The sequence below is a fragment of the Paenibacillus lutimineralis genome (assembly GCF_003991425.1).
GTDB lineage: Bacteria > Bacillota > Bacilli > Paenibacillales > Paenibacillaceae > Fontibacillus > Fontibacillus lutimineralis.
Genome location: NZ_CP034346.1, coordinates 5,510,435 through 5,524,826, shown reverse-complemented (window position 1 = coordinate 5,524,826; position 14,392 = coordinate 5,510,435). Strand labels below are relative to the sequence as shown.

Here is a 14,392-nt window from a genome sequence, read left to right as displayed (position 1 = left end):
AGGGGAGTTAACAAATGGAAAAAGTATTGATTTTCGGACATAAGAATCCGGACACGGATACGATCTGCTCGGCGATTGCTTATGCAGACCTGAAATCGAAGCTTGGCTGGGATGTCGAAGCGGTTGCTCTCGGCACTCCTAATGGGGAGACGCAATATGCATTGGATCGTTTTGGCTTCAAGGCACCTCGTATTGTCGAGACGGTAGCGAGCGAAGTGAAGGACGTCATCCTGGTTGATCACAATGAACGTCAGCAGAGTGCTTCCGATATCGCAGAGGTTCGTGTGGCTGAGGTTATTGATCATCACCGCATTGCTAATTTTGAGACAAGCGGACCTCTGTACTATCGTGCTGAGCCTGTAGGCTGCACAGCGACGATCCTGAACAAAATGTATAAGGAGAACGGAATTGCTGTTCCTGCGAACATTGCCGGACTTATGCTGTCGGCGATTATCTCCGACTCGCTTCTGTTCAAATCGCCTACCTGTACAGAGCAGGATGTAGCCGCAGCACGTGAACTGGCGGAAATCGCTGGCGTTAATGCCGAGGAATATGGCCTGGAAATGCTTAAAGCTGGCGCAGACCTGAGCGACAAGAGCATCCAGCAATTGATTACGCTTGATGCCAAGGAATTCGATATGGGCGGATCTAAAGTGGAAATCGCCCAGGTTAATGCAGTGGATGTTAATGATGTGCTGTCTCGTCAAGCTGAAGTGGAAGCTGAGCTTGGCGCGATTGTTGAACGCAAAGGTCTTGATTTGTTCCTGTTCGTCGTAACGGACATTCTGAATAATGATTCCGTGGGTCTTGCTATTGGTAAAGCGGCTGATGCGGTTGAACAAGCTTACAATGTGAAGCTCGAGAACAATACGGCCTTGCTCAAAGGTGTCGTATCCCGCAAATCGCAAATCGTTCCTGTTCTCACGGATATTTTCAACAAACGTTAATAAAGTAAGAAGCAAGCTGACTACCTTCAATATGAAAAGAGCCCTGATGGCAGACCGGATCGCCGGCCGCATCAGGGCTCTTTATAGTTCTATACGAAGTCAAGTATTATGAGGTCTCCGGTGAAACTGGAGCCGTGGCCAGAGTCTCTTCCTTCGGTTTGTGCTTGAAGATAGGCACGAGAATGATAGCGCCGAGTATCAAGACCATTGCGGAGACCGTGTAAATTCCCGTGAGCGGGAACAGCTTCTTAAGCACCCCAGCTGCGGACATCATAACGACCATCATCCCAGTGAACAACGGGCTAAGAACTCCATTTACCCGTCCTACGTAGGATTGCTCTGTCCATTTTAGGATCATCGTATTGATACCAATCTGAATACAAGGCATGGTCAGGCCGTTAATGAACTGTAAAGTCAAAGTCAATGGAACGCTGGTTGACCAGCCGATCCCAAGAATACATAATGCGCTAACGAGCATTCCGAAGGCGAGCAAGATTTGCGGCGCTATTTTCTTCGCAATGATCATAACGATCACGCCGCCTATAAGCATGGCAACACCGTTTACCATGAGCAGGAACTGCAGGAACTCCTTCGGCTTGCCCAAGCGTTCAGTAACGACGAACAAGCCAAGCGTCTGAATGATACCTACGGAGAAACCAGCGATGGCAAAAGTAATTCCGAGCACGCGCAGAGTGGTGCTCTTCCATACATAGCGGAATCCGTCCGCCAGTTCCTGCATAATTTTCGTCTCGCGTTTCTCCTTCTTTTCCTCTTCCACATCTGGTGGCAAGCGGAACAGAACAACGGCCGAGATCAGGAAGGCCACGCCCATCACTCCGATGGAGATGTAGATGCCAAAATGCTGATAGGCAAAAATCCCAAGCGACGGCCCAAGAACCATAAATATGGCCATTAAGGACTGGAACAGGGCCATTCCCTGTTGTAACTTATCAGGATGAATATTCTGCTTGAACATTTTCATAACCGAAGGTTGCGAGAACTGCGACAGAATAGCAGACACGAAGGTCGCTAAGTATACCGTCTCCCAGGATTCGAACATCAACGTAATTAAGACGGCGAAGACGGACACAGCGGACAAGAAGTCGCACCAGATCATCGTTCGCTTTGGCTTCCAACGGTCGGCAAAGGCACCACCGATAAATCCGAAGACAAAGATAGGGGCGAACTCGACAACCGAGATGAGGGAGATAGCCAAAGGATCACTATTGGTCTTCTCCGTTACGAACATCAGGATGGCGAAGTTTCTGACCCAGATCCCGATTTGCAAGAAGATGTTCGAGATGAGTACAGTCTGGTAGAAGCGGTTCCTGAATAAGCTCTCGGAAGCGGCAGGCGAAGCGTGGGCCTCATTTGACATGTGGTTTTCCTCCAATATGGTTTTCTCTTCTTTCTCTACTTCTATAGATGTTGTTAGAAAAGTCCACCTTTGCGGCCTTTCTGAACATACATTTTAAATAGATAAATATACAGCTACAAGAATAAGGCATTTATAATCATATGGGAAGGGAAAAATTAAATAAAATTTAAAAGTATTTTTTACATAAATAGTAGAGCTTTGGAATCAGGACACAAGTCTCTTCTAAATGAGGCGGAAACGCTGCAGCTGATCCCATAGCTTCTCTTCGATCAGCACTTCCCGTTGCTTAGGGCCAATTAGGTCAAAATGCGGAAAAGGGGATCGATTATGGATATACTGAGGGTCGAGTCCATGCTCAAGGCACCAGGTCACAATCTTGTCATGGTCGCTGCATCCCACTTTCGTTACCGTTGTAATGCCCGGAAATCTGGCATCCAGCCAATAATGGGTGAGATAGGCAATTTCTCCTTGAGAGACGGTCTTCTTCCAAGCCTCCAGTTCTTCTCGGTGTACTCCAAAAGCCATGCGATATCACCTAACTTTCATGTCGTCTATATATGAAGAATGAATGATTGTATATCAAGAGAGCATACTGCCGAATTATTATACCATACGAACGGAAATGGGAACAGAATATCCAGTTGCTGGTACATGTACTTTATTGAAAATAGCCCTTGCATAAACTAATGCTATTAGTTTATATTATGACTAATGGTATTAGTTTATTGAGGAGGTAATATAATGAAAATGACTCGTATAGATCATTTGATACAGCTATCGTTCATGCCGAGGATATTTCCGGTGAATTGTTATTTGGTAGAGGAACAGGATGGTCTCACGCTGATCGATGCCGCATTACCGTACAGTGTGAAGGAGATTAGCCGGGTGGTTCGCGAGCTTGGTCGGCCGTTGACCAACATCGTCTTAACCCATGCGCATGGAGACCATATAGGTGCGCTGGACGGGTTAAAAGAACTCTACCCGGATGCAAAAGTATGCATTTCCGCTCGCGACGCTAAGCTGCTGCGCGGGGATGCCACTCTTGAGCCGGAGGAGCCGCAGTTTGAGATCCGTGGCAGCGTGCCGAAAGGGATCAAGACAGTCCCGGATGTGCTGCTTGGAGAAGGCGACCGCATCGGTTCGCTGCAGGTCGTCTTGACTCCCGGGCACACACCGGGCTCGATCTCGCTGCTGGATACGCGCAGCGGAGCTCTGATCGCCGGCGACGCTTTTCAAGCACGCGGCGGCTTTGCGGTCAGCGGTACAATGGTACCGCTGTTCCCTTTCCCGGCCATGGCGACCTGGCATAAAGAGAGCGCGCTCGCCAGCGCGCGCAAGGTGGCCAGCTTGAAGCCAGCACTGCTGGCGGTCGGACATGGCCGGATGATGGTTGAGCCCGCGGCTGCCATCGCGCGGGCCATTGCCGAGGCCGAGCGCTCGATCTCGCGCTCGGCCAGCTCATCCGTGAAGGAGCGGATGTAGCATGGCGCGCAAAGCGAGAATTACCCGTGAAGCGGTTCTGCTGGCCGCGGTTCAGATCGCCGATGCTGAGGGCAGAGAGGCGGTGACCATCGCCGCTGTATCCAAAGCGCTGGGCATCAAGCCGCCATCGCTGTACAATCATATCGACAGTCTAGATGAGCTGCGGACCATGGTAGCTGTACACACGCTGCAGGATTTGTATACGAAGTTGGCCGAGAAGATTCGTGGATTATCGGGCAAGGATGCTGTTCTGGCCTTCTCGCATGGCTTCATGAGCTATGCCAGAGAGCATCCGGGGCTGTATGAGACGGCGCAGATTCTACCTAATCCACGAGATACGGAGCTTCAGCAGGCCAGTGAGCAGATCGTTCATCTCAGTCTTGAGATGCTGGAGCCGTACGGCTTGCCGGAGGAACAGGGCATTCATGTCGTGCGGGGACTCCGCAGTTTAATTCACGGATTTATCTCCCTAGAGCGGGCTTCAGGCTTTGGTATACCGCTGGAGGTCAAGGACAGCTTCGAATATAATCTTCATTTATTGTTCGCTGGATTAGATGCACAGGTGAATAAAGGTTAGTTGACTTTGTTTTTGACTATATGCTACCGTAGGCTTGAAACAGAGGTGATCAATGATGGCGAAGAAGAAGGCGCAGCAGCAGCTGGCAGCTAGAACTCAGGATAAACCGGCTACGCTGAAAGACCTGCTGAATGACGAGACACTCTCCAAATTGAAGGCGCAGGCTTCGGAATTGAAGCGGGAAGAAGAGCAGCGCAAGGAAGAAGAGCGAATTCAGGCCGAGGAAGTCAAGCGGGCTGAACGCAAGAAATTGGAGAATGATTTTGAATATTTACTGAATAAGAGCGAAATGGATTGGCATAAATACAAATAAAAAACGCACAAGGTCCATAATATGGAATAGTTATAGAAGTAAATGGTCTTTCATCATGAAAGGCACCGTGAGGTGCCTTTTCAGGCTGTTACCAGAAGTTGAGGAGGATAAGAGAAGAAGATGAGTAAATTTACTAGCGATTATATTATTACGATGGATGACATTATTCGGGAGGGCGATCCGATTCTCAGAACCGTAACCGAACCCGTTAGTATACCGCCGACCGAGGAGGACCGCGAGGAGATGGCGTCGATGATGCTGTTCCTGAAGAACAGTCAGGATCCGGAGCTATCGAAGAAATACAAGCTGCGGGCTGGTGTAGGACTCTCCGCGAATCAGATCGGTTTGAACAAACGGATGTTTGCGGCTCTGCTTACGGATGACGAGGGAAATGATCGCGAGATCGCTCTTTTCAACCCCAAGATCGTGAGCACTTCTGTATCGATGGTTTATTTGCCGGAGAGCGAGGGCTGCTTATCGGTAGATCGGGCTGTTCAGGGCTTCGTACCGAGACACGAGAAGGTCACGGTAAGAGCTTATAACGCGGAAGGCAAAGAGGTGAAGCTGCGCTTCAAAGGCTACGATGCAATCGTAATGCAGCATGAAATAGATCATCTTAACGGTATTATGTTCTATGATCATATCAACAAAGAGAACCCGTTCAAGCTGCCGGAAGGCGTGCCGATCGAGAGCCTATACTAAAATATGATTTTCAAGAGGTAGTTCAAAAAGTCCGCCTTTGATAAGAAAACCGGCCTTTTTGAACATATAGTTTATACGCTGAAACCTGCATAATTGCAGGTTTTTTGATTTGGCATGCCAAATTGGTTATATCGAACCAACCGAACTATTTATAAGTTGACTCTAACCTTTTGAATCATAGTTACGTTACAGGTACAGAAACGATGGATACACCGCGCGGGTCTGTCCAATAGTGGTAGTTCAAAAAGTCCGTATTTAACCGACCTTTTTGAACCGATACCAATAACGTAAGGAATGAGGATTAATACATGATACAAATCAATCACTTATCCAAAAAATACGGCGGAAGCTGGAAGGCACCGCGCGATATGAATAAAAATGCTGAGGCCCAAGTTTACAACCGTGGAAACTGGGCGCTGCATGATGTGAATTTAACGATTACAGAAGGAATGGTCGGATTGCTTGGGCCGAATGGGGCGGGTAAGTCGACCCTGATGAGAATTCTATCGACACTGTCTACGCCAACGTCCGGAGAGGCATTTATCAATGGTGTGCCGCTGCACAAATCAGAGGATATTCGCAGAATGATCGGTTATTTGCCGCAGCAATTTCAAGTTTATCCCCAGCTGACTGGGGCGGAATTTTTGGATTATGTTGCTGCGATGAAGGGGATTAGCGATAAAAGGCATCGTAAGGTGGAAATCGATAAGCTGTTGGAGCAGTTGAATCTCCAGGATAAGGCACGCAAGAAGATCCGTACTTATTCGGGTGGAATGAAGCGTAGGCTCGGCATCGCTCAAGCCCTGATCGGTTCACCGCAGGTGCTTATCGTTGACGAGCCGACGGCCGGTCTCGACCCAGAAGAGCGGGTTCGCTTCCGCAATTTGCTTACCAGGTTTAGCTTGGGACGTGTCGTATTGCTGTCAACGCATATTGTTGCGGATATTGAGAGCAATTGCCGTCAGATTGCCGTACTCGATCAGGGGCGGGTGCGAATGTCAGGTGAATTGGCTGATTTGCAAGCCTTAGGACAAGGCAGAGTATGGGAAGGTGTATTGACTGAACAAGAGTACGAGATGCTGGACCCCTTGTCCGTAGTCTCAACGCGTCGGACGGAGGAAGGAATGCTGTGTAAGATCATTGCTGATATCCCTAACGTGAATTCTCAAATGAAGCGGGTTAACCCGACATTGGAGGATGGTTACTTAGCTTTGCTTAGTGATGGGGCATTGGGACGGAGAGGGGTATCTTCCGATGCATAAATGGCTGCGTCAATTCCGCTTCGAGCTGGACATGATTTTGCGCCGACCGTCTATAATTGCCCTGCCTTTCCTATTTGGCGCCCTACTTTGGTGGAGTCTAAGTAGAATCAAGCCTACGGATCATTTGTTTTCTGAAGCCTACAGTTATTATTCGATGCTTCATACCATGTCCTTGGGTCTTGTCATGCTGCTTGGTATCCTGACGATCCGTAGAGATGTCAGACGACCATCCTATGAATGGAGCGCCGGATTACCGGTGTCCTATGGAACGATTATTTCGGCGAAATATATGGCCGGATTGCTCTATTTTACGAGCTATACAGTTCTTGCCGGTGGAATCTATTTCTGGTTCTCATCGCAGCAGGTTACATCTCAGATTACGATGCAATATACGATGTTCTTCACCGCAAACTTTGAAGTGTCTTATGCGGTCACTTTAGCACTTGCTATGTTACTGGCGATTTGCATTCCTAACCGGATCGTCTATTTAATTGGCTTCTGTGCATGGATGTTCGGCACCTTTTTCATGGAAATATTCATTTTGGAACGGTTTAGTCTGGATATACTGCGCACTTTTCACCTCAGCCAATTGTTTGTTGGTAGCGGTAATTACACGGATACATGGGGACTCGTTCTGGCAAAGGACGAGCTGCACAGTTCCCATCTGTTTGTCCTCGCCTTCACGTTGATGCTGCTCGTTATCGGAGTAACAGTACTGCAGCAGTTGCGCCCAAGCAAGCATCGCAGACGAACATGGGGACTGGGCATTTGCTCGGTTATGCTCGCGGCAGCAGTATTTGTACCTTATGCTATGATCTGGCAAGGACTAAATAAGATGGATAAGAATAGATTAGCAGACCCATCATTGTATAAATTAGAAAATATTCAATTTGACAGACAACCTGAGATATATGGTGTCAAGGACTACGACATTCGTTTGCAGAAGCTGAAGGATGATACTTTGCAGGCTGAAGTGACGATGAACATACCGGCCGATGATTTGGTCGGGAAGACGGAACTACCTTTGACACTGAACCGTATGTTCCAGATTCGGCATGTCAAAGTTAACGGTCAGGAAGTAACAGTGAAGCGGCAAGGGGAGAAGTTAAGTCTTGAATTATCCCAAGTTGTGACGGATCCGCTGAAGGTTGAGATGAGCTATTCCGGAAAGGTCTTGGATTATTCAAAGACCTCCCGTGGTACAGGAAGATATTATGCTTTTGTTAAGGGAGAGGACGTATTCTTGCCCGGTTATCTTGCCTGGTATCCAATACCAGGAGATCAGCCTATTTACCTGAGGGATCAAGATGGTATTGAGCTGGGTTCGATATTTACGAATTTAGGCTTTCCTAGATCGGATTTCAAACTGACGCTCAGCGGTTTTGAGAAGCCGTTATACACAAGTCTTACTGAAATCACCCGTGAATCCGGTGAGCAGGTTTACTCCGGCGAGGTTCATGATGGCGTGACCCTATTCGGGGGAGAATTGGAGGAACTGGAGCAAGGTACAACACCACTGCATGTCGTGTATACTCCATACAGCAAGGTATGGACGGAGCAGATCGTGCAGAGAATCAATGAATTGGATCAATACTTCAACGCATGGCTGCCCACCGATGCACGGAAGGTTAAGCAATTGCTTTTTGTTCCGTACCAGAATTACAACCATCCTGATACTGAGAACAATGCATATGTTCTGAACTACATTAGTGTCGATCAGGAATACATGTCACAGATAATAGTAAACAGGATGCTGGTTGGTACGAGGCTCGGCGACTATTTAATAGACGACGTTCAGGGCGATATACGTATGCAACTTCGGGCGCTCCTATGGTATGTGTATTATTGCGAGAATGGATTACTCAATGAGGAGAAAAATATTAACGGGTATATGATATCGGAGTTATATGCGAGGGATTGGGACAAAGACGAGAAGGAACTCGGGATACAAATGCGTAAACAGGTTGATGAAGCAGTGAAGCTCGGTAAGTACGATCAGATTAAAAAATTACTGAAACACTTCTATGTCCAAGGATTGGAGATTCCGATTGGATTGGACCAAGAAGCCTCTGGGTTGGAACAGAACCGCCCGATCCCTTATTCAGCATGGGAGGAGCAGTGGAAGAAGGTGATGGGCGAATGAGAATGGTGCTTAAACACTTTTGCCGTGGTTCCCGCTTCGACTGGAGATTGTATAAACAGCCTGTCGCCTTGTTAACGATTATTCTGTTGATTTCCTATTTGTTAGGGATTATTACCGGTCAGCCCGATAAGCCACGAGCGGTGAATTACATTGCAGAGATGGGGATGTTCCCGCTCGTAATCATGTTTACGATCCTGATGTTCCAGCATGAAATTGGTGGCGGGGGGATGGAGATTATCTCCACCTATCCCATATCGCTTCGGCTTATCGCCCTGCGTAAATGGTTGAATGTAGTGCTGCTATCTGTGCTGGCCAGTCTGCTGTGGATGATGGTGTATCTATTCAAGTACGGGGAGATAAGTACGGATATGTATCCCTGGAATGGGGCAAAAGGTGCATTCCGTGCGGCAAGCATGCCGGAACTGCTGATACAAGTCCTACCGGCCTACTTGCTGCTGGCCTCGTTAACGATGGCAGCAATTATCATCTTTCGCAGCATTTATGGAGGTATAATTGCTGGCTTCGCACTTTGGATATTAGATACAATAAGCGGCGGTAGTCTGTTGTCATCTTTCACACTGTACACAGCCTACTTGCCGCAAGAGGCTTCCTTTCCGATCAATCGGTTGGTTCTACTGCTTGCCTCAGCACTACTGCTGACTATAGCATTATGGCTAATTGGTTATCGGGAGAGATGGATCGGAAAGGAAGAAGAATAGAGGTTGTTCAAAAAGTCCGCTTTTGATAAGAAAACCAATCGAGGCAAATTCAAGGCTGAGCGACCGCGATTCAGAGGTAGGTTTTCTTGCGATATAGAATTTCATCAACTCCGTTGATAACTTATAAATCCTATATCTAACACGAAGTAACACGGAGAGCATATTCGACATCGAATCTTGAATTTAGCCGGGTCTTCCGGTGCTCACGTACCCACTACGTACGTTCCGCTCCTCAGACCCTCGCTTCATCCAACCTTCTCGGTGCTGAAAACCGACCTTTTTGAACACATACGAATTAGTAAGAAGAGGGGGAAAGAAATGATATCCGATCAACAATTGGCACAGCAAATGGCCGAAGGAGATCAGGAAGCATTCGAGCTACTGGTAACGCGCTATCATGGACCATTGCTTAGCTATGTTGCGCAGCAGCTTAAAGATCGAAGCAAGGCGGAAGACATTGTACAAGAGACATTTATCCGCTTGATCCGGCATTTACAGAGATATGGCGAGCTGGAACAGCTACGTCCTTGGCTGTACAAGGTAGCCCTTAATTTATGCCGGGACTACTGGCGTACTGCTTCTTACCGCTCTGAGCAGACAGCTGCTCTAGAGATGCCGGAGGAGGCCGATCCGTCTCCCAGTGCTGATGAGCTGTTGGAGAAGCAGGAACGGGCCCAGGCGGTTGCCGAATCGCTGGAATGGCTGCCTGAGATCCAACAAGAGGTTGTTCGCATGCGTTTCTTTCATGACCTTAAGTTACAGGAGATATCCGAGTTGATGGACATTCCGCTCAGCATTGTCAAATCACACCTGTACGGCGCACTGCGCAAATTAAAACGAGTACTTGTCAAGCGAGAAGAGATTCATTTAACGGAATATAGAGAACCAGAGAAAAAACAAGAAAGAGAGGTGCTCCAGCATGAGACCTTCCATTGACCAGGAATTGAAGCAATTGGAGCAGGAACTGTCCGAACCGCTTCGTCAAGCGGTTATGCCGCCGCCATCCCCAGCAGAGACAGGGGCCCTTATTGCTGCGCTTCAACCGGAGTTTGACGTATTAAGAGCTAGTCAGGCCAAGTCGCTACAGTTTAATACGCAGGTGGAAGAACCCTCCTTGTGGAGACTGCTGCGCAGCCAGTTCCTTATGAACTGGAAGACACTCGTATTAACAGGATCAGCTGTATTTTTGATGCTGATTTTACTAGTGGATCCCAAACGCCCTCTGAGCAGCTTCGTTCTTGCTGATATTGTACCAACCAGTCTGTTTCCTGTTATCACACCGCTTCTGCTTATTGCCTGCATGCTGTTCAGTTACCGTTCATGGAACCCTGGGATGCGGGCTGTTGAGAGCATAACTCCATATCCACCGGCATTGGTACTGTATAGCAGGATGCTAATGATCATGGGACTCATCCTAAGCTGGGCCCTGATCAGTTCGGCGATTGTTGGGATCCGGGTTACTGTAGCCGGGGAATATCATATCCCGTTCATTCCATTTCTACTGCAGTGGCTTGGAATTTCACTGCTGATCGGAGGAATTGCCATGTATGTGTTATTTCGCAGAGGAATGAGGCTGGGGATCATTTGTGCCAGCACCGTGTACGTGATGTGGTTCATATTCAATGAGTATTTCCGTTTCCATCAGTTCAAGGTAGAGCACGGATCTGCGCTGGACGGAATCATGCTGCTGATCGGATTGGTATTGCTGGTTCGTTCCTATTATCGTAGTAGAATTATCCGCTCGGGAGCGGGCGGGAGCAACGGTGCGTATGATTTCGATTGAGAGGTTGGAGCAGAAGGTAGGGGAATTTTCCCTTCGCATCCATGAACTACGGATCGCCCGGGGCATTACTTTACTCGTTGGCGCGAATGGAGCAGGTAAATCAACGCTGCTGGAACTGCTCGCAACGGTACAGCTGCCTCGCGGTGGAAGCATCCAATACGATGGACGCTCCGCCCAGGAGGCTCTGCCTCTGCTGCGCAGTCAAATTGGATATGTCCCTTCCGATATTGAATTGTATGAAGATATGACGGTGTATAAGCTGCTGAAGTATTTAGGAGAGCTCAAAGGGATGTACCACCTGGAACGGATCGAAGCCCTGATTGAAGATTTTCGTCTGTCGGTTTACCGGAATACACGCATTAAGCGTTTGTCCGCAGGGATACAGCGGCGAATTGCCATCGCCCAGTCTTTACTAGCCTCACCGCAATTCCTCTTCCTGGATGAACCGCTGAACGGAATGGATTCTGCGGAGCGCAAGCTGGTGATCGCTTATTTGAATAAATACGCGGAGGGACGAACAATTATAGCTGCGGTTCATGAGCTTGGTGAATGGGAGGCAGCCAGCGATCGACTGCTCTGGCTGGATCACGGTCAGGCTGGATTTTACGGGAATCAAGAGAGCTGGTTATCCGATTTGCCGTATAAAGTATGGCAGGGCCGATTGACAAAGGATCAGTTCCAGTTATATTTTACGTCAGATCGCAGCATCATAGAGTTTCGCGAGGTGGATAATGGAATGATGGTCTTGCGGGTTGTAGCTGCAGAAGCGCCGTTCCACGGCTGGAATGAAGTCTCCCCTACGATGGAGGATGCTTATTTCATTCGCAAATTCACGCGGAGCAAGTAAGAAGCGAATATTGATAATTTCTGATTATAACCAAGGGTTGCCGGAGCTTCGGCGACCTTTTTTAATAATTCATATAAAAATTATCGGATTTATAGTTTTCAAATGAGAAATTATGTGAGAGAATATGAAAAACATTTTATGCGATTGTTTTTAAATCTCGTATTTAAAAAGGAGGAATTTCCATGTCTGATGAGCGTAAATTTGCACCTGAAACCTTAGCAATTCATGCCGGGCAAGAACTTGATCCAACGACTTATTCCCGGGCAGTACCTTTGTACCAAACTACTTCCTACGGGTTCCGTGATACGGAGCATGCCGCGAATCTTTTCGGTTTGAAGGAATTCGGCAATATCTATACCCGTATTATGAACCCGACGAATGATGTGTTCGAGAAGCGTGTAGCTGAGCTAGAGGGCGGGATTGGCGCGCTGTCTACAGCGTCAGGCCAAGCGGCGATTACATTCTCGATTTTGAATATCGCCGGTGCCGGGGATGAGATTGTATCATCTGCAACACTATATGGCGGTACCTACAATCTGTTCTCGACCACTCTAGCCAAGCTGGGCATCAAGGTGAAGTTCGTCGATGCTTCAAATCCTGAGAACTTCCGCGCGGCAATTACGGATAAGACCAAGGCGCTGTATGCCGAGACGCTGGGCAATCCGAAATGCGATGTGTTGGATATCGAAGCTGTTGCTGCAATCGCTCATGAGAATGGAATTCCATTGATCGTGGATAACACTTTCCCAAGCCCATATTTGCTCCGTCCTATCGAATTCGGTGCGGATATTGTAGTTCATTCGGCTACGAAGTTTATCGGTGGCCATGGTACATCCATCGGCGGAATTATCGTAGATAGCGGTAAATTCGACTGGAAAGCAAGCGGCAAGTTCCCAGGCTTGACCGAGGCAGACCCAAGCTACAACGGCATTGTCTATGCTGATGCTCTTGGTCCGGCTGCATATATTACCAAAGCTCGCGTCCAATTGCTGCGCGATCTTGGCGCATCTTTGTCGCCGTTCAATGCGTGGCTGCTGCTACAAGGATTGGAGACGCTGCATCTGCGTGTAGAACGCCACAGTCAGAATGCACTGAAGGTAGCTCAATTCCTGGAAGATCATGACCAAGTAGAGTGGGTCAGCTATCCTGGCCTGCCAAGCCATGAATCCTATGAATTGGCGAAGAAATATTTGCCTAAGGGGCAAGGTGCGATTATGACCTTCGGAATCAAGGGCGGTGTGGAAGCTGGCAAGAAGCTGATCGATAGTGTGAAGCTGTTCTCTCATTTGGCCAATGTCGGCGATTCCAAGTCCCTGATCATCCATCCGGCGAGCACGACGCATCTGCAGCTGACAGAGAAAGAACAGGCAGCGGCAGGCGTTACTCCTGGACTTATCCGTCTTTCCATCGGTACCGAGTCTATTGATGATATTCTTTATGATTTGGAGCAGGCGATTGCCGCAAGCCAGAACTGATCTTAAATATCCTATTTAATAAAATAAAGCCGCTATCGGATTTTCCGGTAGCGGCTTTGCTTATGCCCCGAATGCATTGCAAACATGCCCGTTTTCATAGATGTCATAAAAGATGTGCATGGAATCACAATCTTTGCTTTGTTTGCGGCCTACGATAGAGAGGAGGAGACATCCTACAAATAGCTGGATAGGAGTGGAAGCAATATGGAGAAAATCGCGTTGAAAGAACGTATCGAATATAGCAATGAGAAATTTACGAAGAGGATCTTATTCAAGGATCAGCAGAGCCTTATATTTGTGCTGAACTTTATGCCCGGACAGCAGCTCCCTGCCCATCGTCATCCAGGAGCGATTGTGTATTTGACGGTTCTACAAGGAGAGGGGGTTATCACGACAGACGGACAGGATACAGCTGTCTCAGAAGGCGATGTGGTCCGCTGCGAGGGGGATGAAGTCTTTTCTTTCAGTTGCACGGGAACTGAGCCTACAAGTCTCTATGTCTTACTTAGTTCGATTCCGGATGAAAGATACGCTCAAGAAGTATAATGTATCGGTCTAGATATATCGGTTTGTATGCTAAGACGGGTTTCCCGGATGGAGCTATCCCATAAGTAGTATTTACTACTAGGGGTAGCTCCATTTTATTTTCCAACGGTCATCAATGGTGGTGATCCTTTAAACCCAATGGAGTATATACCAAAACTGTATTTACAAATTATCGAGAATGGTTTAAAATTAAATCAAAGTTTCGCTAAGGAAAAATA

At 47.8% G+C, this 14,392-nt stretch carries 15 protein-coding genes; 13 read left to right on the top strand and 2 right to left on the bottom strand.

Annotated features, from left to right (window positions below; all coding sequences use genetic code 11):
* Positions 1 to 14 precede the first annotated feature (14 nt).
* Entirely contained in the window at positions 15 to 947 is a 933-nt protein-coding gene (locus tag EI981_RS24550; RefSeq protein WP_127002705.1) for a manganese-dependent inorganic pyrophosphatase, read from the top strand.
* A gap of 106 nt (positions 948 to 1,053) precedes the next feature.
* Here the strand turns inward: EI981_RS24550 and EI981_RS24545 are convergent, their stop codons facing one another.
* Entirely contained in the window at positions 1,054 to 2,325 is a 1,272-nt protein-coding gene (locus tag EI981_RS24545) for an MFS transporter (RefSeq protein WP_227011579.1), read from the bottom strand.
* 222 nt (positions 2,326 to 2,547) lie between these two features.
* Complete coding sequence (locus tag EI981_RS24540; RefSeq protein ID WP_127002701.1) at positions 2,548 to 2,850, bottom strand: hypothetical protein; 303 nt, start codon at positions 2,848 to 2,850, stop codon at positions 2,548 to 2,550.
* A gap of 216 nt (positions 2,851 to 3,066) precedes the next feature.
* On the opposite strand from EI981_RS24540, the gene EI981_RS24535 reads away from it, so the two are divergent.
* The 12 genes from EI981_RS24535 (at position 3,067) to EI981_RS24480 (ending at position 14,174) form a co-directional block, all read left to right on the top strand.
* Positions 3,067 to 3,807 carry an MBL fold metallo-hydrolase gene (locus EI981_RS24535; protein WP_127002699.1) on the top strand — a complete coding sequence of 247 codons (741 nt, stop codon included), beginning with the start codon at positions 3,067 to 3,069 and terminating at the stop codon, positions 3,805 to 3,807.
* Between the two features lies 1 nt (position 3,808).
* On the top strand, positions 3,809 to 4,384 hold the full coding sequence (locus EI981_RS24530) for a TetR/AcrR family transcriptional regulator (protein ID WP_127002697.1): 576 nt from the start codon (positions 3,809 to 3,811) through the stop codon (positions 4,382 to 4,384).
* 55 nt (positions 4,385 to 4,439) lie between these two features.
* Positions 4,440 to 4,697 (top strand): YqkE family protein, encoded by a 258-nt coding sequence (locus tag EI981_RS24525; protein WP_127004989.1) that lies wholly within the window; start codon positions 4,440 to 4,442, stop codon positions 4,695 to 4,697.
* A 120-nt stretch (positions 4,698 to 4,817) separates the two neighbouring features.
* Positions 4,818 to 5,399 carry a peptide deformylase gene (gene def, locus EI981_RS24520; RefSeq protein ID WP_127002694.1) on the top strand — a complete coding sequence of 194 codons (582 nt, stop codon included), beginning with the start codon at positions 4,818 to 4,820 and terminating at the stop codon, positions 5,397 to 5,399.
* Positions 5,400 to 5,707: 308 nt separating this feature from the next.
* Complete coding sequence (locus tag EI981_RS24515) at positions 5,708 to 6,661, top strand: ABC transporter ATP-binding protein (RefSeq protein WP_127002692.1); 954 nt, start codon at positions 5,708 to 5,710, stop codon at positions 6,659 to 6,661.
* Complete coding sequence (locus EI981_RS24510) at positions 6,618 to 8,804, top strand: ABC transporter permease/M1 family aminopeptidase (RefSeq protein WP_227011578.1); 2,187 nt, start codon at positions 6,618 to 6,620, stop codon at positions 8,802 to 8,804. Before EI981_RS24515 ends, EI981_RS24510 begins: the two co-directional genes overlap by 44 nt.
* Complete coding sequence (locus EI981_RS24505) at positions 8,801 to 9,523, top strand: hypothetical protein (protein WP_127002688.1); 723 nt, start codon at positions 8,801 to 8,803, stop codon at positions 9,521 to 9,523. The genes EI981_RS24510 and EI981_RS24505 overlap by 4 nt, the downstream gene beginning before the upstream one ends.
* Positions 9,524 to 9,841: 318 nt before the next feature.
* Positions 9,842 to 10,459, top strand: a complete 618-nt coding sequence (locus EI981_RS24500) for an RNA polymerase sigma factor (RefSeq protein ID WP_127002686.1) — start codon at positions 9,842 to 9,844, stop codon at positions 10,457 to 10,459.
* Positions 10,443 to 11,306: a hypothetical protein gene (locus tag EI981_RS24495; protein ID WP_127002684.1), complete on the top strand. Its 864-nt coding sequence runs from the start codon at positions 10,443 to 10,445 to the stop codon at positions 11,304 to 11,306. The genes EI981_RS24500 and EI981_RS24495 overlap by 17 nt, the downstream gene beginning before the upstream one ends.
* Complete coding sequence (locus tag EI981_RS24490) at positions 11,293 to 12,153, top strand: ATP-binding cassette domain-containing protein (protein WP_127002682.1); 861 nt, start codon at positions 11,293 to 11,295, stop codon at positions 12,151 to 12,153. The genes EI981_RS24495 and EI981_RS24490 overlap by 14 nt, the downstream gene beginning before the upstream one ends.
* Before the next feature lie 182 nt (positions 12,154 to 12,335).
* Entirely contained in the window at positions 12,336 to 13,628 is a 1,293-nt protein-coding gene (locus tag EI981_RS24485; protein WP_127002680.1) for a homocysteine synthase, read from the top strand.
* Positions 13,629 to 13,832: 204 nt separating this feature from the next.
* A complete protein-coding gene (locus tag EI981_RS24480) occupies positions 13,833 to 14,174 on the top strand; it encodes a cupin domain-containing protein (protein ID WP_127002678.1) in 342 nt (113 codons plus the stop codon).
* Positions 14,175 to 14,392 lie beyond the last annotated feature (218 nt).

What these genes read in the sequence shown, in the direction of transcription:
- EI981_RS24550 (WP_127002705.1), top strand. Translation starts at nt 15, where the DNA reads ATGGAAAAAGTATTGATTTTCGGACATAAGAATCCGGACACGGATACG.
- EI981_RS24495 (WP_127002684.1), top strand. Translation starts at nt 10,443, where the DNA reads ATGAGACCTTCCATTGACCAGGAATTGAAGCAATTGGAGCAGGAACTG.
- EI981_RS24500 (WP_127002686.1), top strand. Translation starts at nt 9,842, where the DNA reads ATGATATCCGATCAACAATTGGCACAGCAAATGGCCGAAGGAGATCAG.
- EI981_RS24525 (WP_127004989.1), top strand. Translation starts at nt 4,440, where the DNA reads ATGGCGAAGAAGAAGGCGCAGCAGCAGCTGGCAGCTAGAACTCAGGAT.
- EI981_RS24540 (WP_127002701.1), bottom strand. Translation starts at nt 2,850, where the DNA reads ATGGCTTTTGGAGTACACCGAGAAGAACTGGAGGCTTGGAAGAAGACC.
- EI981_RS24545 (WP_227011579.1), bottom strand. Translation starts at nt 2,325, where the DNA reads ATGTCAAATGAGGCCCACGCTTCGCCTGCCGCTTCCGAGAGCTTATTC.
- EI981_RS24535 (WP_127002699.1), top strand. Translation starts at nt 3,067, where the DNA reads ATGAAAATGACTCGTATAGATCATTTGATACAGCTATCGTTCATGCCG.
- EI981_RS24505 (WP_127002688.1), top strand. Translation starts at nt 8,801, where the DNA reads ATGAGAATGGTGCTTAAACACTTTTGCCGTGGTTCCCGCTTCGACTGG.
- EI981_RS24515 (WP_127002692.1), top strand. Translation starts at nt 5,708, where the DNA reads ATGATACAAATCAATCACTTATCCAAAAAATACGGCGGAAGCTGGAAG.
- EI981_RS24480 (WP_127002678.1), top strand. Translation starts at nt 13,833, where the DNA reads ATGGAGAAAATCGCGTTGAAAGAACGTATCGAATATAGCAATGAGAAA.
- EI981_RS24530 (WP_127002697.1), top strand. Translation starts at nt 3,809, where the DNA reads ATGGCGCGCAAAGCGAGAATTACCCGTGAAGCGGTTCTGCTGGCCGCG.
- EI981_RS24485 (WP_127002680.1), top strand. Translation starts at nt 12,336, where the DNA reads ATGTCTGATGAGCGTAAATTTGCACCTGAAACCTTAGCAATTCATGCC.
- EI981_RS24490 (WP_127002682.1), top strand. Translation starts at nt 11,293, where the DNA reads ATGATTTCGATTGAGAGGTTGGAGCAGAAGGTAGGGGAATTTTCCCTT.
- def (WP_127002694.1), top strand. Translation starts at nt 4,818, where the DNA reads ATGAGTAAATTTACTAGCGATTATATTATTACGATGGATGACATTATT.